Below are 26,217 nucleotides of genomic sequence, written 5' to 3'. Positions count from 1 at the left end.
AATCCGATGTTCCGTCATCCATGCGTCAGGGAGCCTCGATAGCAGATACCGGGCAGCCGGCGGCGCAGGCGCCGCACTCTACGCACTTTTCCGGATCAATTTCATAATGATCCGCTCCTTCACTGATTGCCTCAACCGGGCAGGTAGCAGCACAGGAACCGCAGGAAATGCAGTCATCGTTGATTTTATAAGCCATGTCAGGACACCTCCTTCACGATGTTATCTGCTTAGCCGCAAGGGTAAGCAACAGGATGCCATCCGGCAGCTCACGCTGCCGGATCACATAAAGACAGGTTGAATCTGTCGTGAAAAAATCACGCGTTGGGCGTGTGATTTCCGTTTGGAAACGGCAGCCTGACTCTGTCAGCTGCCGGGCGGCCTCCGTCCAGGGAAGGCCGACTGCATCATAAGCCATATCAGACTTCCATAACCTCTTTTTCCTTGGACTCCTTTGTCGCGTCGACCAGCTTGATGTATTTGTCCACCAGCTTCTGAATGCTTTCCTGACCGCGCTTGGATTCATCCTCTGTGACTTCCTTAGACTTTTCCAGTTTCTTGATCTCATCATTGCCGTCACGGCGGACATTGCGAATGGCGACCTTGGCATCCTCAGCCTTCTTGTTGACCGTCTTGACCAATTCCTGACGGCGCTCCTGCGTCAAGGCAGGAATTGCCAGACGGATTGCCGTACCATCCGAATTCGGGGAAAGCCCCAACTCGGATTTCATGATCGCCACTTCGATATCATGAAGAATGGATTTCTCATAAGGCTGAATCAGAATCATACGCGGTTCTGGAACCGCCACCTTCGCAATCTGGTTCACGGGCGTCGGTGCTCCGTAATAATCCACCATGACTTTATCCAGCAGAGCCGGTGTCGCGCGCCCAGCGCGAAGGGAAGCATATTCCCGTTTCAGTGCCTCAATGGATTTTTTCATGCGATCCTCATGGGATGCGAGAATGTCTTTAATCATGCGTTTTTTCCTCCTACCGTCGTACCGATCTCTTCCCCCAGAGCCGCCTTGACGATATTCTCATGTTCGTCGATATTGAATACGAGCAATGGGATCTTATTGTCCATGCAAAGACTCGTCGCCGTCGTGTCCATGACCTGAAGGCCCTTGTTCAGGATCTCAATATAGGTCAGTGAATCGAATTTATGTGCTGCGGGATTTTTATTCGGGTCGGAATCATAAATGCCATCCGTCCCTTTTTTTGCCATAAGAATGACGTCCGCTTCAATTTCCGCCGCACGAAGGGCTGCCGTGGTATCCGTGGAAAAGTAAGGATTTCCTGTACCGGCGCCAAAAATGACGACCCGTCCCTTCTCCATGTGACGGATTGCCTTGCGGCGGATATAAGGCTCAGCCACCTGACGCATCTCAATGGCCGTCTGCACACGGGTATCTACATCCATCTTTTCCAGCGCATCCTGCAGGGCCAGTGCATTCATGACCGTAGCCATCATACCCATGTAGTCGGCGGTAGCGCGTTCCATTCCCTTAGCGCTGCCGGACAACCCGCGCCAGATATTGCCGCCGCCGACGACCACAGCAACATCAACGCCATGCTCGCGAACCTTCTTGATCTGAGATGCAATATCCTCTACGACAGCCGGATTGATTCCGAAGCCTTGCTCACCGGCAAGCGATTCACCGCTGAGTTTCAGGACTACACGTTTATATTTCGCTGTTTCCAAAACTATTACCCTCCATATCAGGGCGCCGGGCCCGATTCACAATTATACCTCATTTATTATACCGTAAAACGGCATGCGAAACAATGTTTCCCGCAAGGTATTTCCGCTTTTCCTATAAAAAAAGAGAGAGCACAACCATCTGTACTCTCTCATGCCCGTCTGGACAGACCAGAATTTTACTGCATCTGCGCTTTCACTTCAGCGGCAAAGTCTTCCTGTTTTTTCTCGATACCTTCGCCGAGCTGGAAGCGCGTGAATTCCGTAACCACCGTATCGCCGAGGATATCCTGGATCGTCTTGTCCGGATCCTTGACAAATACCTGCTCATTCAGGCAGACTTCTTTATAGAATTTATTGATGCGGCCTTCCACCATGCGCTCGATGATTTTCGCCGGCTTTCCTTCCTCTTCTGCCTGCTTGCGAAGCACTTCCTTTTCATGCTCCAGTGCAGCAGCGTCTACGCCGTCGCGGTTGATGGCCGCCGGTGCAGCAGCAGCGATCTGCATGGCGACATCTTTGCCAAGCTCTGCATCTCCGCCGGTCAGGTTGACGAGAACGCCGATCTTGCCGCCCATGTGGATATAGCTTGCCAAACGGCCTTCCGTCTGATAGCAGACAAAACGACGAAGGGAAATCTTTTCACCGATGGTAGCCGTAGCTTCTGTGATAAGATCCGAAACCTTCTTGCCGTCGATCTCGCTGTTGTTCAACGCATCGAGGTCTGCCGGCTTCACATCGGCAATATGCTTAGCAACCTTAGCCGTCAGCGTTCTGAACTGGTCATTGCCAGCTGCAAAGTCTGTTTCACAGTTGATCTCAACCAACGCACCGACTTTCGCGTCCTCGCTAACATAAGCCGTAACAGCGCCCTCTGCGGCGACGCGGCCAGCTTTTTTCTCCGCCTTGGCAATGCCTTTTTCACGCAGATAATCGATTGCCTTCGCTACATCTCCGTCGACAGCAGTCAGTGCTTTTTTGCAGTCCATCATTCCTGCGCCCGTTTTTTCGCGCAGGTCCTTTACCATTGCAGCAGTAATTGCCATTGATTTCTTCCTCCTGTTTATAGCAACAACGGGGCAAGGGATAACCATTCCCTTACCCCGTCACGATTTCCTGTTTTGTCCGAATCAGATTACTCCGCTGCCTTCGTATCAGCAGCCTCGCTGTCCTGACCCTGACGGCCTTCAAGGACAGCGTCCGCCATGCGGCCCGTCAGCAGCTTGACTGCGCGGATCGCATCGTCGTTGCCCGGAATCACATAGTCGATCTCGTCCGGATCGCAGTTCGTATCAACGATTGCCACGATAGGAATATTGAGCTTGCGTGCCTCAGCTACCGCAATGCGCTCCTTGCGCGGATCAACAATGAACAGCGCACCCGGCAGCTTGTTCATTTCCTTGATGCCGCCGAGATACTTCTCCAGCTTTTCCATCTCATGACGGAGAACCTGAACTTCTTTCTTGGTAAGGACTTCAAACGTGCCGTCAGCTTCCATTGCCTCAAGTTCCTTGAGACGGGAAACGCGCTTCTGGATGGTCTGGAAGTTCGTCATCATACCGCCGAGCCAGCGCTCGTTGACATAGAACATGCCTGCGCGCAGAGCCTCTTCTTTAATGGCCTCCTGAGCCTGCTTCTTCGTGCCGACGAAGAGGACATTCTTTCCTTCTTCCGCTACGCTGCGAAGGAACGCATAAGCCTCGTCGACTTTTTTCACGGTCTTCTGCAGGTCAATGATATAAATGCCATTGCGCTCCGTGAAGATGTATTTTGCCATCTTCGGGTTCCAACGGCGAGTCTGGTGTCCGAAATGAACACCTGCTTCAAGTAATTGCTTCATGGATATAACTGCCATGCTGGTGCACCTCCTGTTTTTTCTTCTGGGCTCCTCATCCTCTGCACCACCCTTTACAGGGCACAGGGCAGATATCGGAAACCCATGCTTTTTATTACACCGCTGATCATTATAACATACCTTTAAACAGAAAACAATCCGGAAAACAAAATTTCCCGGATTGTTTCGTCAGGGGACTACTGCATAGATCAGGCCGCCTTGTGTTCGGCTGTATACCGCTTTTCTTCCTGATCCATAACAATGGTCACCGCACCGTCTCCTGTGATATTCAGGCAGGTACGGAACATATCGAGAACACGGTCAATGCCTGCTACAAGGGCCAGACCTTCAATCGGCAGACCAACCGACTGCAGAACCATGGCCAGCATGATTAACCCTGCTCCCGGAACGCCCGCCGTACCAATGGATGCCAGCGTACCGGTCAGAATGATCATCATCATCTGTCCCATCGTCAGGTCAATACCGAATACATTGGCGATAAACAAGGAGCATACGCCCATGTAAAGAGCCGTTCCATCCATATTGATCGTCGCGCCGAGCGGCAGAACAAAGGAAGATACTTCCCGGGACACGCCCAGCTTTTCCTGACAGTTTTTCATATTGATCGGCAATGCTGCCGCACTGGAACAGGTTGTAAAGGCAATCAGCATCGCCTCGCTCATGCCCTTGAAGAACTGCGCAGGCGTGTGACCGCCCCAGAACCTGGCCAATGACGAGTAGACCACAACCGCATGAATCAGACAGCCGACCGCCACGCAGGCAATCACCGAGATCAGCGGCAGCAGGACGGCCGGTCCGTTCTTTGCTACGACGGGAAGAAGCAGGGCAAATACACCGTACGGGGCAAAGCTCATGACGATACCGATGATCTTGTAGCAGACCTCTGCACAGGCATCGAAGAACTTCGTCAGGCGTTCCGCGCGTTCACCGCCGACCTGCAGGATGCCTACACCGACAAACAGGGAGAACACGATAACCGGAAGAATCTCCGCTTTCGCCATGGACGCCACCGGATTCGCGGGGATCATGGCAACAAATACCTGCATGATCGAGGGAGCTTCTTTCACCTTGACCGCCGCATCGCTCGCCATCTGAAGGCCGATCCCCGGATGAACCAGCCCGGCTATGCCAAAGCCGATAATGATCGCAATCGCCGTGGTAAACAGATACAGCAGAATCGTCTTAATGCCGATTCGTCCAAGCTTTCCGGTATCTCCCAGACTCGTCATGCCGACGACCAGCGAGGTAAAGACCACCGGAACGATCATCATCTTGATCAGATTGATGAACATCGTACCAATCGGGGCAATCCACCAGTTAATGAACGGAAGAGCAGGTTCCCCCGCTATGAGTCCGACAATGACGGAAAGGACCAGAGCAATAAAAATCTTGATGGAAAGGTTCATTGCAATCACTCCTTCTTGAAAATAAAATAAAGAAAAACAGTAGAATAAGTTCTTAATCCCCGTCTAACTTTATTATACTTAAAATTTTCTGACATGTCTACAGAAAAAAAGGCGCACCGTTCTCTGGTATAAAAAAAAGCACGTCTCCGTGCTTTTTCCCCGAATCAGCTCTGCTGCAGAATCGAATAATTTTCCGGGTGCATCCCGGGCTTTGCCGTCACCCGGATATCCATGCCAAACTCTGCCGCCAGATCCATCAGCAGCTGATTCTGGCGCAGTTCCTCCGCCACGGTTTCGTGAACTTCGATCTCATAGCCTTCACGGGCATGCGAGGTGCGTTCCATGCGTCGGATGTCCCCGGCAATCCGTATGCTGACGGTTTCAGGGGATTCGATGCGGCCCCGGCCATGGCAGATCGGGCAGTCGCTGTAAAGGATGCTGTCGAGGTTCTGCCGGGATTTTCTGCGGGTAATCTCCACCAAACCCAGACTCGTGATATCGACAATGTTCGTCTTCGTGCGGTCATTGCGGGCCTTCTCCCGCATAACGGACAGCAGATGTTCTTTCTGCTCCTCTTTTTCCATATCGATGAAATCCACAAGAATAATCCCGCCGATGTCCCGCAGACGAATCTGACGCAGAATCTCCTCCGCGGCTTCCAGATTGGCCCGGTATACCGTCTCTCCCAAATTGGTGCTTCCCACATATTTCCCTGTATTGACATCAATCACCGTCAGCGCCTCCGTCTTATCCAGAACCAAAAAACCGCCGGACGGAAGTTCTACCTTGCGCGCCCCCAGCTTTTCCAATTCTTCTTCAATGCCATATTCACGGAAGAGCGGCACACGGCCTTCATAAAGGCGGATACGGTCCGTCAAATCAGGAGACAGGAAGTGGACCAGATCCCGGACCCGCTGCCAGACTTTCCGGTCGTCGATGACCATTTCATCGATCTCGCTGGTCAGGGAATCACGCACCACGCGGATGATCAAATCTGCGTCGCGGTACAGAAGCGCCGCCTTTTTACCTTTCATTTGGAAATGCGCCAAAATCGAATGCCACAAGCGGATCAGATATTCCACATCCTCACGCAAAACCGCTTCGCTCTGTCCGATCGCTGCAGTCCGTATAATCAGGCCCATGCCCTCCGGACAGATTCGTCCGGCAATCTCATGCAGGCGGCTTCGTTCCGCTTCATCCTCGATGCGACGCGACATGGCAATATAAGCAGCAGTCGGCATGAGAACCACATTGCGGCCCGGAAGGGATATATGCGTCGTTGCCCTCGGCCCCTTCGTACCAATTTCATCCTTAATGATTTGTACCGGCAGATTTTGACCGATATGAATCGACTGCATCGGCGCCATAGTCCCGATCATATCATGTGATTTTCCATCGCCAATGTACATAAAGGCGTTTTTCCCGGTGCCGATATCGACAAAAGCCGCCTGCATGCCGGGCAGGACATTCTGGACTTTTCCTTTATAGATGTTGCCGACAAGGTGAGAATGGGCAGAGCGTTCCATTTCCACCGCTTCCAGCACCCCGTCCTCCACCAGTGCTGCCCTCGTCTCTTCCGGAGCAGCCGTCACAAGGATCGACTTCACCGTCTGTTCCCCCTTCCCGTTTTTCTGTCCCTGAGATCATCATCGCCAGCCATCACGATACCAAATCAATCAGGCTCCGTCCGCGGCCGAACAGCCCGGTTCTTGTAATGCGTGCTTCCACCGGATTGACAGCCAGACCGAACTGCTCATGCAGGGCATGCAGAATCTCAACCGGCTTGACACTCCCGGACGGCGTGATCGCAATATCCATCATCAGGTGCAAACCATCCGCATGTCTCTGACAGATGACCGGCGCCTTCATATACTGCTTCATTTCGATTTCCCGCTTTTTCTTCGGCGTCACACGATGCCAGATAACGGTATCTGCTTCATTATAGGCCTGTACAGCCCGGGCGGCCGCCTCTTCATCCCCCTCATAGGAAAGAACAGCCGTGTATTTCGCCTCGTCGGTTTCCGCCATCAGCGCCTTGTGCTTCCCGTGTATCTCCCGCAGCTTTTTCAGCATAACCCCCGGCGGAAGCTGTTCGTTCAGCCGGTCAAAAACCTCAGGCTGACAAACCGGCCGGGTCAGCTCAAAATCCATGTACTCTGCCTCACTGGCGACTCCCAGAGAGAGCGCCGAAGCAAACGCCACTTTCATATGCGGATTAAATCCTTCCGAATAAGCCATCGGCAGCTTGGCGCGGTCAAAAGCCCGCAGGAAAAGATTCGCATAATCCAAATGAGAAACATAGCGCAGTTCCTCGCCTTTCGTGATCTCGGCGCGGTACGCATAGAGTACACGCGGACGGCCCGGTTCCGCCGGCCCGTGCGAAACCGGCAGGCCCGGCTGCTGCGCCGGCGGCTCTGCCCCGCAGGATTCTTCCCCGGCATGATCGATGACATGAACCCCAAGATTGGGGCAGATCCCGCAGGCGCTGCATGCGCCGCGGCGGCAGTCCTCCGTAAGCTGGCCCGCCATCGCCCGTTCCCATTCACGCAGCAGGAAATCCTTATTGACACCCGGCGACGTGATTTCCCATGGCAGCGGCTCCGCAAAATTGCGGGTCCGCTCGTTGTACTGCCGCATATCGATACCGCATGTTGCAAACGCCTGCATCCAGGTCTCATGCCGGTAAAGATCCGACCAGCCATCAAATTTTGCACCGTCTTTCCACGCCTGATAAAGCACCGCGCTCAATCGGCGATCGCCGCGGGCCAGTACCCCTTCGATAACGGATACCCGCGCGTCGTGATAATGGAAGGTGATGGCCCGATCCGTGATGTGCTCCTTCAAAAGGCGCTGGCGGCGCTCAAATTCTTCAATCGGCAGCTGGCCAAACCACTGAAACGGCGTGTACGGCTTCGGAACGAAACAGGATACGGAAACCGTAACCTTCACGCCGCGGCGTCCCTTGATCTCCGTATAGAGATCGACGACCTTCTTGGCCAGACGGGCAATGCCGATCACATCCTCATCTGTTTCCGTCGGCAGCCCCATCATAAAATAGAGCTTGACCTGCTTCCACCCCTGACGGAAAGCCGAACCGCAGGCATTCATCAAATCCTCTTCGGTTACGCCCTTATTGATGACATCGCGCAGGCGCTGTGTTCCCGCCTCAGGCGCAAAAGTCAGCCCGGATTTGCGGACTTGCTGCATTTTATGGGCCAGATCGATCGAAAAGCTGTCAATGCGCAGAGACGGCAGGGAAAAGCTCACTTTCTCCTCATGAAAATCCTGCATGAGATCTTCCACCAGACCGCTCAGACAGGAATAATCTGCCGAAGACAGGGACGTCAGACTCATCTCATCATAGCCGGAGCAGTCCACCAGCCCGCGCGCCATCTTGCGCAGGTTTTTCTCCGTCCTTTCGCGGACCGGCCGATAACAGATCCCAGCCTGACAAAACCGGCATCCGCGCGAACAGCCTCGGAAGAGTTCCAGCATGATGCGATTATGGATGATATCCATATACGGCACCACCGGCTTTTCTACCGAAGGAATTTCATCCATATCCCGGCAAACGCGTTTGTAAATGACCGGCGCGGCTTGGTCATCCAATGCCGCCAGCCGTTCATATTGTCCGTTCTCCGCGTATTTCGGCGCGTAAAAGGACGGGACATAAATCCCATCCATTGTCAGAAGTCGACGGAGGAATCCGCGGCGGCCGCCTGGACGCCCCTCACGCTTCCAGGCGATCAAAGCCTCGGCGACCTCCACAATGACCTCTTCTCCCTCACCGACAATAAAGAAGTCAAAAAAATCCGCAACCGGCTCGACGTTGTAGACACACGGCCCGCCGCCGACGACAAAGGGATCCTCTTCGCCGCGGTCGGCAGACCAGAGCGGAATGCCTGCCAGATCCAGCATGTTCAGGACGTTGGTATAAATCATCTCATACTGCAGCGAAAAACCAAAAAAGTCAAAAGCGGACAGCTCGGTATGCGTCTCCAAAGAAAAGAGCGGAATGCGGCGGCTGCGCATCTCCTGTTCCATATCGGTCCACGGTGCGTAAACCCGTTCCGCCGCGATCCGTTCCTGACGATTCAGAATATCATACAAAATGGCCAGTCCCAGATTACTCATGCCTACTTCGTAGACATCCGGCAGCGCCAGAGCAAAGGTACAATCCACCTCCGACCAGTCTTTCCGAACAGCATTCCATTCTCCGCCCGTATAGCGCGACGGTTTCAGCACCGACTGCAGCACCTCATGTTCAAGTCGTACCATTTCATTCCTCCATCTTTCCATTGACCTTTTTCCGTCTGTCTTACTCCTGCACAGCCCTTTGCCCTGCAAAATGCGCCACGCTCTCCGAGGAAAAAACATTGCATGCCCGCAAGCCCCGGCAGAGACTCACGGACATGCAAGCAAGCACTAAAAAAGCAGTTTCTGCTTTCTGAGCTGAATATTGAGCAGAATAGCCACGGACAATATGTTCGTCGTCAGCGAGCTGACTCCATAGCTCATAAAAGGGAGCGGAATCCCTGTCACCGGCATAATGCCCAGTGTCATTCCCACGTTGACCAGCACGTGAAAAGCCAGCATAGAAGTGATTCCGACCGCCAGAAGCCGTCCGAACATATCACTGGCATCCCGCGCAATGCAGATTCCCCGCCACAGCACGATCAGGTACAGCAGCAGAAGAATTGCTGCGCCGACAAAGCCAAGTTCTTCCCCCACCACGGCAAAAATAAAGTCCGTATGATTCTCCGGCAGGAAATTCAGTTGACTCTGCGTCCCCTGAAACAGCCCTTTTCCGAACAACATGCCCGAACCGATGGCTATCTTCGATTGAATGATGTGATAGCCTGAGCCCAGCGGATCGACATTCGGATCCATAAAAACCATGATGCGCATTTTCTGATAGTCTTTGAGGAAATGCCATAAGATCGGCATCATCGCAATCCCTGCGCCAAAGATCCCGCCAAGCAGCCGGAGATTGATGCCGCAGACAAAAACCATCCCGAAGAAAATCGCCATGAATACCAGCGACGTGCCGAGATCCGGCTGCTTCAGCACCAACAAAAACGGCACGCCCACGTAGGCGGCCACCGGCAGGAGATCATGCAGCGTATTGAGTTCGCCGACCCGCTTTTCCAGCATAGTCGCCAAAGAAATGATCATGATGAGCTTAGAAAATTCGGACGGCTGAATACTGATCGGCCCCAGAGAAATCCACCGCTGTGCGCCCAGAGCAGACTGGCCGACCAGCATGACTGCAACCAGCATGACCAGATTGAAAAGATACAGCTTATTGCCATATCCCTGCAGCATCTTATAATCAAAATTCATCAAAAAGGCAGCGATGCCAATATTCATAAGGGCAAAGATGCCCTGACGGGCTACGAACCAGTAGCGGTCGTCACTCGGCGTATTGATATGCGTCGCACTGCCGATAACGATCAGGCTCATGATCAGGATCCCCGCTGTCGCTGCCAACAGAACAAAGTCCGTACGCCGTAGTAATCGTTTCGTCATAATACACTAACTTCTCTCAATGGCTTCCCTTATCATGCTTCATGCGGCTCACGGGAATATTGGCCACCAAAGCCACCGAATCATCATCATCGGCCAAAGAAATGTCCATCTCCTGCTGATTGATCTCCATATAATTGGAAATCACCTTGATGATATCATTCTTCAGATTCTCCATGACTTCCGGGGATATGTTGGCACGGTCATGGATGAGCACCACCTTCAGGCGGTCACGCGCGATTTTTCCGGACTGCTCTTTTTTGCCGAAAATCTTCATCAATGCGTCTAACATGAAACTCCTCCTTATTTACCGAACACATGCTTAAGTCTGGACCAGAATCCTTCTTTCGCAAAAGTCATGAAGGGAATATTCTCTCCGCACATACGGCCGACAATATTGCGATAAGCCTGTCCGGCCTGCGAATCTTCCATCGTAATGCACGGTTCTCCCTTGTTCGTGCTCGTAACAACTTTGATGTCATCGGGAACCTGTCCGATGCAGTCGATAGACAGAATATCATTGATGTCATTCATGTCCAGCATATCCCCGTTTTCCACCATCTGCGGACGGATACGATTGACAATGAGCTTAATATTTTCCTTATCCGCACGTCCGAGTTCGCCAATGATCTTATCCGCATCACGCACGGCGGAAATTTCCGGCATAGTAACCACCAGTGCAATATCTGCTGCGGCGATGGCTGTTTTAAATCCCTGCTCAATTCCCGCAGGGCAGTCAATCAGGATATAGTCAAACTCCTTGCGAAGCTCATCGCAAAGCTGAATCAGCTGATCCGGATTCACGGCCATCTTGTCCTTAACCTGTGAAGTAGGAAGCAGGAACAGATTATCGTATTTTTTATGCCGGACCAGAGCTTTTTTATAGGGAACGCGTTTTTCTGTGACATCAATCAGATCATACATGATGCGGTTCTCCAGCCCGAGAAGCAGATCCAGGTTGCGCAGCCCTGTATCCGTGTCCACCAATACGACCTTCTTGCCGCGCATAGCCAGTCCTACACCGAGATTCGCCGTGGTTGTCGTCTTGCCGACGCCGCCTTTTCCGGAAGTGATTACATAGATTTCGCTCATACTGTCTGCTCCTACCTTTCTATCGGTTCAATGACAATGCGTCCTTCTTTGATGGAAGCTCGTTCTGCCCGGTCCGTCTTTTCCATATGATCCGGGGAACGGGCAATGAGATTCGAAATACGAATCTGCGTCGGCATGAGATGATCGGCGATGATAAAAGCCGTGTTGTCGCCAAAAGCGCCGGCATGCACCATTCCGCGGCACGTGCCGCGAATGTCGATGCTTCCGCCGGCAATAATCTGTGCGCCGGGATTGACATTGCCGCAGATCATGACGGAGCTCTGCGTCCGGATTTCCTGTCCTCCCCGGATCGTGTGGTTCACGACCACCATCTCCTGTACCGGGCCGGGCTCCTGCGCCAAGGGTTCCGCCTGATGCTTCGGCTGTTTCGCGGCAGGCGCAGGCGGACGCTCTTCTTCGCGAATCGTCCGGCAGATCAGGCCGGCCTCATGAAACATACGGCGCAGCTCCGCGCGCTCCTCTTCCGAAAAGACATCCCGCGGAATCAGCACCAACGTCCCCCGCAGGAAAAAGCCGTTTCCCGAATTCAGCTTTTCTTCGATATCCTTCCTGATTTCTGCAAAAGCAGCGCCTTTAGCAAAACTCAGCTGCAGGCCGGACTTGCTGCCTTTGATTTTCACAATCTCCTCACTCATGACTGTCCTCGTTTCATAAAATTCTTCTCTGCGTCATTCACTGCGCATTCCCGCTCCCGTTTTTATCCTGCTGCTGATTTAAACCAAACCATGCCTCAAGGATCTTGCGCCCAATCGGCACAGCGGACTGGGAACCATAGCCGCCCTGTTCCACAATAACGGCGACGACAATATTGGCCTGATCAAACGGTCCATAGGCGACAAACCATCCATGGTCGCGCCCATGCGGGTTTTCCGCCGTACCTGTCTTGCCTGCGATCTGGATGGGAAATCCCTGAAACGACGAAGCCGCCGTTCCATAGGTCGTAACATCATGGAGCCCCTGCTGAACCAGCCGGATGACCTCCGGCTTGACATCCAGTGTCGACAGCAGCTCCGGTTCCACTTCCTTTACCGTGCTGCCGTCAGGGCTGATGATCCGCTTGACCACATGCGGTTTATAGCGCTTTCCGTCCGCCGCGATCTCTCCCATAACCATCGCAGCCTGAAGCGGAGTGACCAGATTAAAGCCCTGCCCTATTGCCGCATCAAAGGTTTCCGACAGATACCAGTCGCCGTCCTCAAAATTCTTTTCCTTATAACGCCGATTGGCAACGAGTCCTTCCGCTTCATACGGAAGATCTATCCCCGTCTTCTTGCCGAGTCCGAACATGCGCGCATACTTTTCCAGCCGGTCAATGCCGAGACGATTGCCCATTTCATAAAAGTAAACATTATCCGAATGAGCCATTCCCTGCCGGAAGTTCAGCAGCCCCAGCGCTTCTCCGCCGGCATTGCCCTTGGGAATCAGCCAGTGATGCCCGCTGTCCATAATGAGTTCATCCGGAGAAACCACTCCTTCGGTCAGCGCCGCCGTCCCCGTGATGATCTTAAAGGTGGAGCCCGGCGGATACTCGCCGGTAATCGCCTTATTATCCATCGGATGATATGGATTATTGTTCAGAGCATTCCAGTCCTTCGATGAAATGCCGTGCGCGAACAAATTCGGATCAAAGGCAGGACGGCTGACCATCGCCAGAATCTCTCCGGTCTGCGGATCCAGAGCGACAGCCGCAGCCGCATTCGCATGGATGGCCTGAAGCTGCTCATCTACGGCTTTTTCCGCTGCATCCTGCAGACTTTTGTCAATCGTCAGGACAAGATCATCGCCCGGCACCGGATCCTTGCGGCCGATAATCTGAACCGGCTTGCCGGAAACATCCACCTCGACCTGCTGTCCGCCATTCTCCCCGCGCAGTTCCTGATCATAAATTTTCTCCAGTCCGAACTTGCCGATGATATCGCCGGATTTATATCCTTTGTCCTTCATCTTCTCCAGCTCGGTATCGTTGATCTCGCTTACATATCCGTATGTATGCGCGCCTTCCTGCCTGCCCACATAATCGCGGATCGGCTGCACTTCGATGACAACACCGGGATAATTGTTCTTTTGCTCCTCGATAATCGTCACGATGTCGGGGGTGACATCTGCCTTGATGCGTATCGGATCAAAGCCGCTGTGTGCGGCGATCTTTGTTTTGATTTCGTCCGTCGGCACTTTAATCAGCCCGGACAAACGCTGAATCACTTCTTCTGAGATCGGCGCTGTCAACGGCAGAAGGGATACCGTAAACCCCGGGCGGTTCTGCACCAGAAGCTCACCGTTGCGGTCAAAGAACGTCCCCCTCGGTGCCATGGAAGGGATGATGCGGATGCGGTTGCCCTCCGCCAGCTCCGAATAATAATCGCCTTCATAAATCTGCAGATACCCGGCCCTTCCGATCAATATGACGATGACCAGCACACACAGCCAGCCCATCACTTTCAGCCTGCCGCCGAATTCATCCTTTTCGACCAAGAAATATCTCTCCCATAATGAAAGGCACCCCGCAAGGTGCCTTAATCAGTGTTGTTCTTTTTCGCGAAGCTTCTGATCCAGCGCATACGTCAGGCGATGAACCGGATAAGCAAAAGCCAGCTGATAGATGAGCATTGGCAGAAGCATGGTCTGCATGCTGCTCACCGGATTAAAGCGATACCCTAATAATACCATAAGCAGCGCCAAAATAAAATAGTCCGCCGCCATGGCAGGCACCGATGCCAGAACCGGCAGGAAGAACTGCTCCCGGAATACCCGGTTGGAAAAACGTCCGAAAAACAGGCCGATCAGCATCTGAGCCAGTGTATTGGTTCCCAGAAATGTCCCTGTCGACAGATCCTGCAGCAGTCCGGTGACAAAGCCCATCATAATGCCGTCACGCGGTCCCCGCAGAAATGCCGCAGAAACAGTCAGGAGCAGCATAAGATTGGGACTGATGCCATGGTAAGCGGCAAACGGCAGCAGCGAAGTCTGCAGGACATACAGGCCAAGAACCACTGCCGCCACTCTTCCATAATGATTCATGGCTGTCCCCCTTCGTCTGCTGCAGCGGCCTTTGCTTCAGCAGCCTGCGCGGCCGGATCCGTCTCCGTCCCCGGCGTCTGTACCGGCGGGCGGATCGGCTCCGGTGGCGCTTCCCGGGAAACGGTGATGACCATGACATCCTCCAGCTTCTGAAAATCCACAGCCGGTTCCAGCAGACCAACTTTCAGCAAACCGCCGGAATCATTCTGCAGGGAAGAGACCAGTCCGACCACGATGCCTTTCGGATAAATACCGCCAAATCCCGAAGTTACAATCACATCGCCTTCGACTACGTCCGCGTTTTTGGGGATATTCACCATCTGCGGCATCATCGGGTTATCCAGATCTCCCTGCACAATACCAGCCACGCGCGACTCCGCCCGCTGAACAATCGTCCCCACCGACGAACGCGGATCAAGGATAAGCTGCACCTTGGACGTATTCCAGCCCGCCTCGACGACATGACCGACCAGCCCCTTTTCCGTCACGACAGCCATATCGGCATCCACTCCGTCTTTCCGGCCCCGGTTAATGACAATCATACGGGACCATGTGGCCGATTCCCGGCCAATAACACGCGCCGCCACCAGATCAAACTGTGTCATCGTCTGCTTATAGCCGATCAGCGCCCGCAACCGCTCATTCTCGGCCAGCGCCTCACTGGCCTCCAGATTCTGCACGCGAAGCTGCCCCACCTCATTGCGGAGCATTTTATTCTGCTCGTACACCGTGACAATGTCCCAAATATTCCGTGTCAACCCGCTGACCTGATCCCCTGCCCAGGAAACAGCCTGCTGAAAGGGAGACAGAACCAGCAGGACCGCCCGGCTGGTCACAGGAACCTGAAACCGTCCCCGGGCGGCAAAAAAGATCACACAGAATATGCTGACCAGTACAATCAGGAGCACCCACAGCCTGCGATGCGGATTTCTGCTCTTTCTCACCCGGCTGCTCATTGTCTCAGCTTCTTCGAGGTCATGACAACACGCTTCAAGAGCTCAATATTCTCTAAGGATTTTCCCGTTCCCTCACCGACGCAGGACAGCGCATCCTCCGAAACCAGCACCGGCATGCCCGTCTCCTGCGACAACAGCTTGTCAAGATTCGTCAGCAGCGCGCCGCCGCCGGTCATCATAATGCCGTGATCCATGACATCGGCCGCCAGCTCCGGCGGAGTTTTCTCCAACGTCCCCTTGACTGCATCGATGATCTTATAGATCGGCTCATCCAGCGCTTCGCGAATCTCCTTGGACTGGATCGTCAGGGTCTTCGGCAGTCCGCTGACCAGATCACGGCCGCGAATATCCATCGATTTATCCGTATCCGGCGTCACAATCGCCGTGCCGATCCGAATCTTGATCTCTTCTGCCGTACGTTCGCCAATCATCAGATTGTACATCCGCTTGATGTACTGAACGATGGACGAATCCATCTCATCCCCGCCGATGCGGATGGAGCAGCTCGTCACAATGCCACCCAGAGAAATCACCGCGATTTCCGTCGTCCCGCCGCCGATATCGACCACCATGCTGCCCGTCGCTTCCTCGACCGGCAGACCAGCGCCGATCGCAGCCGCCATCGGCTCCTCGATCAGATACGCTTCGCGCGCACCAGCCTGCTGCGCCGCATCGATAACCGCGCGCTTCTCCACCTCCGTCACGCCGGATGGAACGCCGACGACGACGCGCGGACGCGAACGGACGAAGGACTTCGTATTCATCGCCTTGCATATAAAATATTTCAGCATGGCCTGCGTCACATCAAAATCGGCGATAACGCCGTCTTTCATCGGACGAATGGCAACGATATTTCCCGGCGTGCGGCCGATCATCTGCTTGGCCTCCTCGCCTACCGCCAGGACATCTCCCGTATCGCTCTTAATCGCGACAACCGACGGCTCACGCAGAACAATTCCCCTGCCCTTCACATGAACCAGCGTATTGGCTGTACCAAGGTCAATACCCATATCGTGAGACAAACCGCCAAAAAGACTCCACATGTTACTGAAAAACTCCCTTCGTGAATCAAAGCAAGCCGGCACAGTATGCACCGGCGATTTTACAATCAATCAAAACAGTACTCTTATTGTATCACACATCCTGTCAGTTTGTAATGGTCTTTTACGGTTTTCTCCGCGAAAAACGTAAACTTTCCGTTCAGGACATCATTCCCTTTTCCTTCAGGCTCAAAAAGCGGCAATCGCCAAGGATAATATGATCCAGAACGGGGATATCCATAATGCGCCCTGCTTTGACCAGACGCTGCGTAACAGCAATATCCTCCCGGCTCGGACTCGGATCTCCGCTCGGATGATTGTGAAGCAGGATCATAGATGCCGCCGCATAATCGATCGCCGCCCGGAACACTTCCCGCGGATGAACGACAGAAGCCTGCAGGCTCCCCATCGAAACCTCTTTTAATCCCAGAATATGATTTTTGGTATTCAGCAGCATGACCGCAAAATGTTCCTTCTGCTCAAAGCGAAACCGGGGCATCGCAAACTGGGCGGCATCCTCCGGCCCATGCACCACCTGTATCTGCTCCGCCGTCCGAACGGCCAGCCGTCGCCCCAGCTCCACAGCGGCGACGATCGTCGCCGCCTTGGCCATACCGATGCCGCGTATGGCTGCAAGCTCCGCAGGAGCCATGTGCACCATGCCGGCAATTCCCCGTTCCTTGTAATGCGCCAGCACTTCATCCGCAATGCCAAGCACCGATTGCTTCGATGTGCCGGTACGCAGCAGAATCGCCAGAAGTTCCGCATTGCTCAGGGCGGAAGCACCATATCCCAGCAGCTTCTCCCTTGGCCTTTCCTCAGCCGGTAGGTCCCTTACCATAATGGTCATAAAGATTAACGCCTGCCTTTCCGGCAAGCCGCGCTACAGCATGAAGCGGAAGCCCGACCACATTGGAAAACGAACCATGGAGCGACTCGACAAAAACGGCCGCCTTGCCCTGAATCGCATAGGCGCCCGCCTTATCCAGCGGTTCCCCGCTTTCCACATAAGCCAGAATCTCCACCTCACTGAGCGGTGCAAATCGAACCTCCGTCACAGCCGCGTCTGTGAATACACGGCCTCCGACGGCCAGCGCAATCCCTGTCGTCACCTGATGGGTGCGTCCCGAAAGCTCCGACAGCATGCGGACTGCATCCTCTCTGCCGCCCGGCTTGCCATAGATATGCCCGTCCAGGGACACCACCGTATCGGCGCCGAGCACCGGGAAGTCCGGCTGCTGCGCCGCCACAGCCATAGCCTTGGCCGAAGCGTTCCTGACAGTCAGCTCTTCCGGCGGAAGCGCATCGCCGCTTTCCTCAGCAGCATCGCTTACAACCACCCGAAAGCTGGCCCCGATCTGCAAAAGAAGGTCTCTGCGGCGCGGCGAACCGGATGCGAGAATAATCATAACCGTCCCTCCTCCTCAATACCGGCGGAACAAGAGAAGCGCCGCCACAATGCCCAGAATACTCATGAGGTTCGGAGCAAAGGCCAGACCGATCGTCAGGCGAATCACATATAGATTCACCGTTATCGGCGACGTATCAAAAACCGGATACGTCGTAACCAGATAAGGCATCAGACCGGCCAGCGCCTCGACGCCTGACAGCAGCTGTCCCAAAATGCCGCCGAGAATCGCGCCAACCACAACAAAGAGAATACACATCCCGTATCCACGGCCACCAAATTTAGCCAAAAGGAGTCCCTCCCAACAGATTTTCATTTCCTAGTATTCGCCGCATCTCCAGAAAGTCCTTCCACAAAGGACATTTTCTTATAATGAAAACAGCCGTGGAACCGACAGAGTCCCACAGCTGCTTACCGGATCAAATCAGGTACCGGATATAAACATACACCGTTGACAGCACAATCGTCAAGAGCATAATCGGAAATCCGATCTTAAAATACTGAATAAACGTGATTTTCACGCCGCGCTCTGCGGCCAATCCGGCCACAATAAGATTTGCTGACGCTCCGACCAGCGTTCCGTTTCCGCCCAGGCAGGCCCCCAGAGCGAGGCTCCACCATACTGGCTCCAGATTGCTCACGCCCATAGTCCCCATATTTTGAATCAGCGGGATCATCGTCGCCACAAACGGAATATTATCGAGGACCGAAGATACCAGCGCACTGAGCCAGAGCACCATGAGAGAGGTCGCGGTCACATCGCCGCCGGTGAGAGATACCGCCCGGGCCGCCAAACTATTGATAATCCCCGTTTCAATCAAGCCGCCCACAGCAATAAACAAGCCGATAAAGAAAAAGATCGTCGCCCATTCCACCGACTTCATCGTCTTTTCCACCAGATGATGACTTCCGCCGGCCAGCAGGAGCAGCAGGAAACCGCCCGTCAAGGCGATCAACGAAGATTCAATATGGGTCACGGAATGCGTAAAGAAGCCGAGAATAACCAAGGCCAGTACAAAGAGCGCCCGGGAAAGCAACCGGCGGTCCTTCAGCGCCTTCCGCTCATCCAGCCGCATCAGCTCCGCCTGCAATTCCGGCGTGGTTTTCAGCCCCTTGCGGTAAATGACCTCTACCAAGAAGATCACGATCAATAAATTGAAAATGGCAATCGGCGCCAGATTTTCAATAAATGCCATGAACGTCAACTCCTTTACCGCGCTGCCGATCATGATGTTCGGCGGATCGCCGATCAGCGTGGCGGTTCCGCCGACATTCGAAGCGATAATCTGAGTCAGCAAAAAGGGCATCGGATTGATATGAAGCTTCTGGGTGATGCTGAACGTGACCGGAACCATAAGCAGAACCGTCGTCACATTATCGAGAAACCCCGAAAAAACCGCAGTAATAAAGCCAAGATAAACCAGAATACGGCGCGGCTCTGCCTTCGCCGCACGGGCCGCCTTGATTGCTACATAATCAAACAGGCCGGTATGGCTGGTCACACCAACCAGCACCATCATGCCGACCAGCAGTCCCAACGTATTAAAGTCGATATGATGCAGCGCTGTATCCTGCGACAAAATCCCTGACAAGATCATGAGCAGCGCCCCAAGCATGGCAGCCACGGTGCGGTGAATCTTTTCCGATACAATCACCGCATACATCAAAATAAAGATAATTCCTGCTACAACCGCCAAATTATTCTTTCCTCCTTCCATTTACCGGGATATGCTCCCGAAAAAACAGACGGGGCCTGTGGTGAACAGACTCCGCCTCAACTATCCTTATAACAAAACTCTGTTCAGTTTATCATAGAAATCCCGGACTTGGCAAGAAGATTTTAGCAAAATCACGGCTCTTCCCGGATCACCACGGTATTCTTTCCCCGAAGCTGCTTCGCCTCATACAAGGCCCGATCCACACGCGCAAACACCGTCTCTGCCGTATCGCCGGTCCGTGCAGCCACCACGCCGATGCTGACCGTCACGCGGTCTTTTTCCGACAGCGGATCCATGTCAGCGACATGCTTCCGAATCTGTTCGGCCGCTCCCCGGGCTTCCTCCAAAGAAAGATCCGGGCAAACGGCGAGAAATTCATCGCCGCCCCATCGGCCCGCCACAGCATGAGCTTTGTCAGAAACCTCCCGGATAATCCCGGCCAGCAGCTGCAGAATACAGTCGCCCATCGCATGACCGAACCGGTCATTGACCAGCTTGAAATCATCCACATCCAACATGAAAACAGCCACCGGCTGACGGCACAGCTGAAATTCGGCCATCAACTGTCGCAGCCGGTTTTCCGTTTCTCCCCGGTTCAGGAGTCCGGTAAGATAATCGATGCGGGCCAGCCGATAAAGCGCAGCATTGCTCTCCTCCAGCTCCTGCGTCGTCCTCTCAATGAAATGAACCAAATGGGCCATAATCGAACGATGCGGCCGAAGATGCAGCGGCTGACTCGGCGCGCGGCGCACAGAATCCTTGCCCAGCCCCTCCCGCATCCCGATCAGAACCAGCGTCATATTGGACACCATGATCTGACCATCCGCGGTGCGCATGAACTCCCCATACGCATAAAATCCGGCGGACGGCGCCAAACGCCGCGTGATCGACAATTCCTGCTCCGTATCACTGCCCAGCAGCATCCAGCGCGCCACACAACTCACGACAAAAACAGCCTCCGGGCGGAACGACGCCATTTTATTCTGAAGGACCAGCGCATTGTCAATGATCTCACCGGGGTCTCCATAGGCCAGACGCACCCGCTCTCCCACGCGGAAATCCGCTCCAAACATGACGCTGCCGTCTTTGAGACAGCGCCGCGGATGGCGGGCCAGCACCACGCCGTTGCGCTCAAAATAAAACGGGAAGGTCAGCGCCTCCGTCAAGAAGCGGTCATCATTGCCAATATCCAGATACCGCTCAAACACATCCATGGCCGGCTTGCCGTCCAGTTCCTGCACGCAGAACTCTCCGTCCATCTTCGTAACCGTCATAAAGCGGCCCAGCGGTTTCCAGCCAAAGCTCGAACTGGTCTGCACATGAAGCTTTTTCCCGCTGAATATGGCCACAGCTATGCCGTGGCGAAGCAGCGCGTCCTGTGTAAAGACCATGCCATTCTGCCCCAGACTGCCGTCGTCCGCAAGGCCGCCAAAAAAAAGAATCTCCCTGCGCGCCCGGGACGCCTGACGAAAAAACGGGTTGATATTGAGATGAAATCCCGCCGAAATAACCTCCACCGCCGCGGCATGACGATCCGCATCCAGAACCGCAAGCAGACTGCGTCCGGCAGCCTCACTGTCCTCCATCCGAAAATCAAACGACATGACCCGCACAGAGGAACATTCCATCAGCGTAAAATTGACAACAATATCGTTCTCGATCAAACAGCCGTCGATGATCTCTACAGTCGACACCGCGCCAATGATCTGTGCTTCCGGAAACGCCGCACAAATCATTTGCTTCATATCCTGCAGCATCGCCGGATCCGCCCGATTCATAAAGATCGAGACGAGTACGCCCGACAGGGCCTTCATCTTCTTTGCTTCCTGACGGACCTGCTCAACATCGGCCAGCAGTTCTTTTCTTCCATGTACCAAAAAAGGGAATTGCTTCATAACTTATCCATCCTCATCGTTCTCTGACCATCTTTATCGATTGATTCCCATATATCCATTTCCTTCTTCTTTTAATCTTACCTGCTAAAGCCCCGATCCGCAAGCAAAAAGAAGGGATCTCCTCCTTCATCCGAAAGAAAAAATCACCTCCGCCCGGCAGGTTTTGCCGCTGTCGCCAAATCTATGATAAAATAAAGGAAATGCGCTATCGGAACGGGAGGTTTCCAAATATGATCTTATACATGATGGCCCTTGCCGCACTTATCCTGCTCATTCTGCTCTACCGCTATCTGCCCAATAAAAAAATCTTTGCCTGCTTCTGTCTCACGCTTGCAGTCGCCGGACTGATCGTATACTATGTCTGGCCGCGTCCGGAACCGCCAAAAACCGCTCTGAGTGAGTCCGAGCAATGGGAGCGCAGCCAGCAGCAGCAAATCTTTGCCGCCTGGTATGCCGGATATCAGAAAGACCTCAATGAACTGGACCGCAATTGGCAGTGGTATCATCATATTCTTGAAAACTTCAAGGAAAACAACATCAGCATACAAACCACCTATCAGCGCCTCCAGCAGCTGGAAAAAGACAGCCAAAGCCTGCGCGACCGGATCGCGCACAACGCTCCCCCGGCTGCGCTCAATGACGGATGTTACGATCTGCTTGCCGAGGTGATGAAAAAAACCTCCGCTTATGCCGATGCGCAATATCGGACTATCGCCCTGACCAAAGCGGCAGCGGATCCAGCCTCCATGCGCGCAGAAAGCCAGACGGAACAAAGCCGTATTCTGCAATCGGTCATGATCCGCGAATCGCCGGTCGGGCTGTATACCGCAAAGGAAATCACCGCAATCCGTGATTATCTCGATATCCGTGAAGATCTTCCTTCACCGCAATAAACGATGTCCCCGGCAGGCCAGTTTTGATCTGCCGGGGGCATCGTTTATTGCAGAAGAATCACATCTTGTCCGGAACCGAATCGCGGGGAAGCGCCCCGCCGGCTTTCAAGACTTTCTTATTTTCATACATCTGCTCGTCAGCCCGATTGAATACATCCGCATACGTATCCCCTTGGCGATATACCGCAAATCCGGCAGCCATCGCTGCCATTTTCCAGGGATGCTCTACCGTCCGGTCATGAAGCCGGATATATGGCCTCATCTGCAAAAGCAGGTTCTGATGCACGGCATAATCCTGTCCAGTCAGAACGACCACGAACTCATCCCCGCCAATACGATACACCGGACTATGCGCGAAAATCGTACAGAGAACCCTGCTCACCGCCTTGAGCGCCACGTCCCCTTTTTCATGCCCGTAAACGTCGTTGATGTATTTCAGCTCATTCATATCGGCCATCAGCACGCCGAACTCCGCGGTTCCGGCCACAATAGACGCAGTAAGTTCCACGATCTTCTGCTCATAAGCCGTATGGTTTTTCACCCCGGTAAGTTCATCACGCAGGGCCATCCGCTCGATCAGATTCAGATACTCGCGAAGCTGGCGCGTATCGTCCAGGATCTTGTCCTGCGACAGCAAAATCTCCTTATACAGCTCTTCCAATTCATCGCCCGAACGAATAGGCGGTTCAGAAGGCTTTTTCTCCAGAAATTCACGAAAATATCTGAGCATTTCCTGAAGCCTGCCAATCGGACGGATCACCTGATTGGTGATGAACGTATAAACAAAGGCCAGCAGGAAACAGAAAATGATACATTCCACACTGATGATCTTTGCGTCCAGCTTGTGTACCTCGTCCATCACCTGACGCATATCCAAATCCACACCGATATAAGCCACCGTGTTTCCCGACTCGTCCATCAGGGGCTCATAAACAGAAAGCAGCCAGCCCCATTTCGGATCATGAGACACCACCGGGCCGATGGTCTGCTTCGTATTCTCGTCCAGCAACGCCTTTTTCAAGGGGCGATAATACGCACTGCGCATAGGAATGCGGTCATCATATTGCAGCGTCTCGTTATCCGCCTCGCAAATCACACGCATGGCCGGCCCCGTTTCATCCCGGATCACCTGATGAACATACAGAAACCGGATCGCATGATCCGAATGTTCATACAACGTGCGGAAATCCCGCTTCAACTCCTGATAATCCCGCGAACGATCCCCATGCGGCGCCAAAACAGCTTCCAGCTCATCGGGCGTGATCATGCCCTTGGCCGCGGAAGCATAATTGCGCGCCAAAGAACCGTAAGTCCCATAAACTTCTTCCCGGTAAACGCCGCGAAGGAGAAAAAAAAGCGCGGATCCGGCCAGCAACATCATGACGCTGAGCACGGCAACAAATTTCAGGCGCAGCGGCCACTGACGCACCCGTCCCCAACCCCACGCCGACTCAATCAAAGACCGTTTGACCAGTCCGGGGAAGCGGTCAAGGATCAGCCGGATCAGGAAAAAGTCCAAAAACAGATTCACGCTGATGAGCAGCGCAAGAATCCCCACCTCCGCCAATAGGAAGACCGCTCCTGCCGTCTGTCCGCTGACCGTCTGTGCCAAAGATTCCGCCGGTATCTTATAATTCAGCGCATGGCATACGCCATCGGCCAAAACCGCAATGAACACACTGAGCCCTATGGCCGCTTCCGCCATAGTCCGCCAGGACCTTAATACACCGCGCCGTAAAAAAAATCCGAACATAAGCACCGTCAGAAAATCAAACGGCAGCATAAAAAAACGGCCGTCCCCTGCGACGGAGACCAGCATCCCGCCGATCAATACCACCAGCAATCCGGGCAGAACCCCCATCGCAGCAGTGACCAGCAAAGCACCGAAATCAAATAGAACGAATGCGCCTGCCCAGCCGGAAAGGAAAAAGCCCGCTCCCTGCAGCAAAATCCCCGCCACCAGCATACGCCAGAAATTTCTTGACATGATGTTTTCCTCAAAATAAGACTTTTGTCTCATATTTTTCTCACTTTGTTTATTTTACTCGCATTGCTAAGGCGATGCAAGCAAAACAAAAGAACTTCCGGCAAAAAAGACCGGTCAGACAGGATGATCGTCCTATCTGACCGGCCAGTCAGGCAAACATACCGGATCAGCGCAGAACGCGAACCGGTGTCTCATGATGTCTCACACGGAAACGATACCAGAGCATCGGCAGTACAAGCATGGGAACACCGGCCAGCAGCGCATCGCGCAGCTCCGGCGTAAAGATCATGACAATCAGGCAAAACACCTGCGACCAAATACCGAACAAGGTCACATAAGGAAAAAACGGCGTTTTGTAACGAAGCTGGTTCACTGTCCCTTCCGCAATATGGCGGCGGCGGCGGCGATACTGGCTCCAGCAGATCGAAATCCAGGCGATCGCACCGGTAAATCCCGACACGGCCAGCAGATAAGTATAAATCACGGAATCCGGATTGAACGCATAAAGAAGAATCACTGCCCAACAGGCACAGACGGACACCAGAATCGACCGCGACGGCATGCCGTTTGCGTTGAGCCGCCCGAGGCCTTTCGGCGCCATGTCCAGTTTGGCCAATGCGTGCAGCGCCCGTGCCGCACCGTAAAGGCCGGAATTGGAACAGGAAATGGCGGCCGTCAGAATAACAAACGCAAAAAAGGCGCCAAACCCGGTAAAGCCGTATTGGTTGACTGCAGCGGCAAACACGCTCTCGGATAAAGAGGCCTGATCCCATGGCAGGATGGAAATCAACAGGGAAATCGGAATGATATACAGCGCAATGATGCGCCAGGTGACATTGCGGACGGCAATCGGAATGCTGCGGGCCGGTTCCCGGCACTCGCCGGCGGCCAGTCCGATGATTTCCGTCCCCTGAAAATTGACCAGAATGATCACCATCGTCAGCACGATAGACCAATAACCATTCGGAGCGAATCCGCCGCTTCCGAGCAGCACGCTCGTGCCGATATACCCCTGATCACCGATCAGGCCGAAACAGATCAGCCCCGCCACCACGCTGAACGCCACAAGCGCTATGATCTTGATGAGCGCCAGCCACGACTCGCTCTCCCCGAACTTATCGACATGAAACAGGTTGATGCAGGTCACCAGCAGACTGAACAGGACCGCCCACCAAAGCTGACTGACCATCGGCAGAAAATGATTCATGATAATCCCTGCCGCGATCATCTCCGAAGGGACGTAGGCAACCCAGGTAATCCAATAGGCCCAGCCCACGCCGCAGGCCCAGGTAGAGGAGATATTCTCCCGTGCATAGGTAACAAAAGAGCCGGAAACCGGTTTTTCTACGGCCAGCTCCGCCAGACAGAGCATAACACAAAGTACAATGATGCCGCCCAGCAAGTAGGCCAGAATAGATGCCGGACCGGCCTTTTCCAGAACATATCCCGTTCCCAGAAAATAACCGCTGCCAATAACCCCGCCCAAAGAGATCAGCTGCAAATGCCGATTCTTGAGGCCTCTGTTCATCTTCGATTCGCTCATGACCTTACTAACACAACCTTCCCAGCACCGCTGCCTGTCTGTGATTTGTATAGCGTCTGCCATCCGCGGTGCTTCGATTCTTTATGATTCTAAGAATACTACAAACCGCAGCCGATTACTATACCTTCGGACAAGAAATTTTTCTTTTCTCACCGCCTGCCCA

At 53.7% G+C, this 26,217-nt stretch carries 25 protein-coding genes; 1 reads left to right on the top strand and 24 read right to left on the bottom strand.

Going from position 1 to position 26,217, the window contains the following annotated elements; translation table 11 throughout:
- Positions 1-25: 25 nt before the first annotated feature.
- The 22 genes from FYJ78_RS08835 to FYJ78_RS08730 form a co-directional block, all read right to left on the bottom strand.
- The gene (locus FYJ78_RS08835) at positions 26-196 is read right to left on the bottom strand and encodes a 4Fe-4S ferredoxin (protein WP_154621049.1); all 171 of its coding nucleotides are present in this window, start codon (positions 194-196) and stop codon (positions 26-28) included.
- 15 nt (positions 197-211) lie between these two features.
- Positions 212-415, bottom strand: coding sequence for an aliphatic sulfonate ABC transporter (locus tag FYJ78_RS08830; RefSeq protein ID WP_154621048.1), 204 nt, complete (start codon positions 413-415; stop codon positions 212-214).
- A 1-nt stretch (position 416) separates the two neighbouring features.
- Positions 417-974: a ribosome recycling factor gene (gene frr / locus FYJ78_RS08825; RefSeq protein ID WP_154621047.1), complete on the bottom strand. Its 558-nt coding sequence runs from the start codon at positions 972-974 to the stop codon at positions 417-419.
- On the bottom strand, positions 971-1,699 hold the full coding sequence (gene pyrH / locus FYJ78_RS08820; protein WP_154621046.1) for a UMP kinase: 729 nt from the start codon (positions 1,697-1,699) through the stop codon (positions 971-973). The genes frr and pyrH overlap by 4 nt, the downstream gene beginning before the upstream one ends.
- A gap of 176 nt (positions 1,700-1,875) precedes the next feature.
- Positions 1,876-2,742, bottom strand: coding sequence for a translation elongation factor Ts (gene tsf, locus FYJ78_RS08815; RefSeq protein WP_154621045.1), 867 nt, complete (start codon positions 2,740-2,742; stop codon positions 1,876-1,878).
- Between the two features lie 89 nt (positions 2,743-2,831).
- Positions 2,832-3,551 (bottom strand): 30S ribosomal protein S2, encoded by a 720-nt coding sequence (gene rpsB, locus FYJ78_RS08810; RefSeq protein WP_154621044.1) that lies wholly within the window; start codon positions 3,549-3,551, stop codon positions 2,832-2,834.
- Positions 3,552-3,739: 188 nt separating this feature from the next.
- Positions 3,740-4,957 (bottom strand): dicarboxylate/amino acid:cation symporter, encoded by a 1,218-nt coding sequence (locus FYJ78_RS08805; RefSeq protein WP_154621043.1) that lies wholly within the window; start codon positions 4,955-4,957, stop codon positions 3,740-3,742.
- A gap of 164 nt (positions 4,958-5,121) precedes the next feature.
- Positions 5,122-6,564 carry an Rne/Rng family ribonuclease gene (locus FYJ78_RS08800; RefSeq protein ID WP_328597691.1) on the bottom strand — a complete coding sequence of 481 codons (1,443 nt, stop codon included), beginning with the start codon at positions 6,562-6,564 and terminating at the stop codon, positions 5,122-5,124.
- A gap of 52 nt (positions 6,565-6,616) precedes the next feature.
- The gene (locus FYJ78_RS08795) at positions 6,617-9,235 is read right to left on the bottom strand and encodes a TIGR03960 family B12-binding radical SAM protein (protein ID WP_154621042.1); all 2,619 of its coding nucleotides are present in this window, start codon (positions 9,233-9,235) and stop codon (positions 6,617-6,619) included.
- Positions 9,236-9,382: 147 nt separating this feature from the next.
- Entirely contained in the window at positions 9,383-10,486 is a 1,104-nt protein-coding gene (gene rodA / locus FYJ78_RS08790) for a rod shape-determining protein RodA (protein WP_154621041.1), read from the bottom strand.
- Between the two features lie 16 nt (positions 10,487-10,502).
- Positions 10,503-10,775 carry a cell division topological specificity factor MinE gene (gene minE / locus FYJ78_RS08785; RefSeq protein WP_154621040.1) on the bottom strand — a complete coding sequence of 91 codons (273 nt, stop codon included), beginning with the start codon at positions 10,773-10,775 and terminating at the stop codon, positions 10,503-10,505.
- A gap of 11 nt (positions 10,776-10,786) precedes the next feature.
- Entirely contained in the window at positions 10,787-11,575 is a 789-nt protein-coding gene (gene minD, locus FYJ78_RS08780) for a septum site-determining protein MinD (protein ID WP_154621039.1), read from the bottom strand.
- A gap of 11 nt (positions 11,576-11,586) precedes the next feature.
- Complete coding sequence (minC, locus tag FYJ78_RS08775) at positions 11,587-12,231, bottom strand: septum site-determining protein MinC (protein WP_154621038.1); 645 nt, start codon at positions 12,229-12,231, stop codon at positions 11,587-11,589.
- A 37-nt stretch (positions 12,232-12,268) separates the two neighbouring features.
- Positions 12,269-14,029, bottom strand: coding sequence for a penicillin-binding protein 2 (gene mrdA, locus FYJ78_RS08770; protein ID WP_408014439.1), 1,761 nt, complete (start codon positions 14,027-14,029; stop codon positions 12,269-12,271).
- Positions 14,030-14,113: 84 nt separating this feature from the next.
- Complete coding sequence (gene mreD / locus FYJ78_RS08765) at positions 14,114-14,614, bottom strand: rod shape-determining protein MreD (protein WP_154621036.1); 501 nt, start codon at positions 14,612-14,614, stop codon at positions 14,114-14,116.
- On the bottom strand, positions 14,611-15,570 hold the full coding sequence (mreC, locus tag FYJ78_RS08760) for a rod shape-determining protein MreC (RefSeq protein WP_154621035.1): 960 nt from the start codon (positions 15,568-15,570) through the stop codon (positions 14,611-14,613). The genes mreD and mreC overlap by 4 nt, the downstream gene beginning before the upstream one ends.
- Complete coding sequence (locus tag FYJ78_RS08755; RefSeq protein ID WP_154621034.1) at positions 15,567-16,613, bottom strand: rod shape-determining protein; 1,047 nt, start codon at positions 16,611-16,613, stop codon at positions 15,567-15,569. Before FYJ78_RS08755 ends, mreC begins: the two co-directional genes overlap by 4 nt.
- Positions 16,614-16,770: 157 nt before the next feature.
- A complete protein-coding gene (gene radC, locus FYJ78_RS08750; RefSeq protein ID WP_154621033.1) occupies positions 16,771-17,460 on the bottom strand; it encodes a RadC family protein in 690 nt (229 codons plus the stop codon).
- Positions 17,429-18,019, bottom strand: a complete 591-nt coding sequence (locus FYJ78_RS08745) for a Maf family protein (RefSeq protein WP_154621032.1) — start codon at positions 18,017-18,019, stop codon at positions 17,429-17,431. Before FYJ78_RS08745 ends, radC begins: the two co-directional genes overlap by 32 nt.
- Positions 18,020-18,034: 15 nt before the next feature.
- Positions 18,035-18,307 (bottom strand): DUF4321 domain-containing protein, encoded by a 273-nt coding sequence (locus FYJ78_RS08740; RefSeq protein WP_408014438.1) that lies wholly within the window; start codon positions 18,305-18,307, stop codon positions 18,035-18,037.
- A 130-nt stretch (positions 18,308-18,437) separates the two neighbouring features.
- Positions 18,438-19,715 carry an ArsB/NhaD family transporter gene (locus FYJ78_RS08735; RefSeq protein ID WP_154621031.1) on the bottom strand — a complete coding sequence of 426 codons (1,278 nt, stop codon included), beginning with the start codon at positions 19,713-19,715 and terminating at the stop codon, positions 18,438-18,440.
- A 152-nt stretch (positions 19,716-19,867) separates the two neighbouring features.
- The gene (locus FYJ78_RS08730) at positions 19,868-21,631 is read right to left on the bottom strand and encodes a sensor domain-containing diguanylate cyclase (protein ID WP_154621030.1); all 1,764 of its coding nucleotides are present in this window, start codon (positions 21,629-21,631) and stop codon (positions 19,868-19,870) included.
- Between the two features lie 230 nt (positions 21,632-21,861).
- On the opposite strand from FYJ78_RS08730, the gene FYJ78_RS08725 reads away from it, so the two are divergent.
- Positions 21,862-22,524 (top strand): hypothetical protein, encoded by a 663-nt coding sequence (locus FYJ78_RS08725; protein WP_154621029.1) that lies wholly within the window; start codon positions 21,862-21,864, stop codon positions 22,522-22,524.
- Positions 22,525-22,582: 58 nt separating this feature from the next.
- On the opposite strand, the gene FYJ78_RS08720 is transcribed toward FYJ78_RS08725, so the two are convergent.
- Positions 22,583-24,511: a GGDEF domain-containing protein gene (locus FYJ78_RS08720; protein WP_195847936.1), complete on the bottom strand. Its 1,929-nt coding sequence runs from the start codon at positions 24,509-24,511 to the stop codon at positions 22,583-22,585.
- A 166-nt stretch (positions 24,512-24,677) separates the two neighbouring features.
- Entirely contained in the window at positions 24,678-26,054 is a 1,377-nt protein-coding gene (locus FYJ78_RS08715; protein ID WP_154621027.1) for an amino acid permease, read from the bottom strand.
- Between the last annotated feature and the right edge of the window lie 163 nt (positions 26,055-26,217).

The sequence above is a fragment of the Wylensekiella montiformis genome, assembly GCF_009697385.1.
GTDB classification, from domain to species: Bacteria; Bacillota; Negativicutes; order Selenomonadales; family Selenomonadaceae; genus Selenomonas_A; species Selenomonas_A montiformis.
The sequence above is the reverse complement of the archived record's forward strand: the minus strand, read 5'-3'. Positions and strand labels throughout refer to the sequence as shown.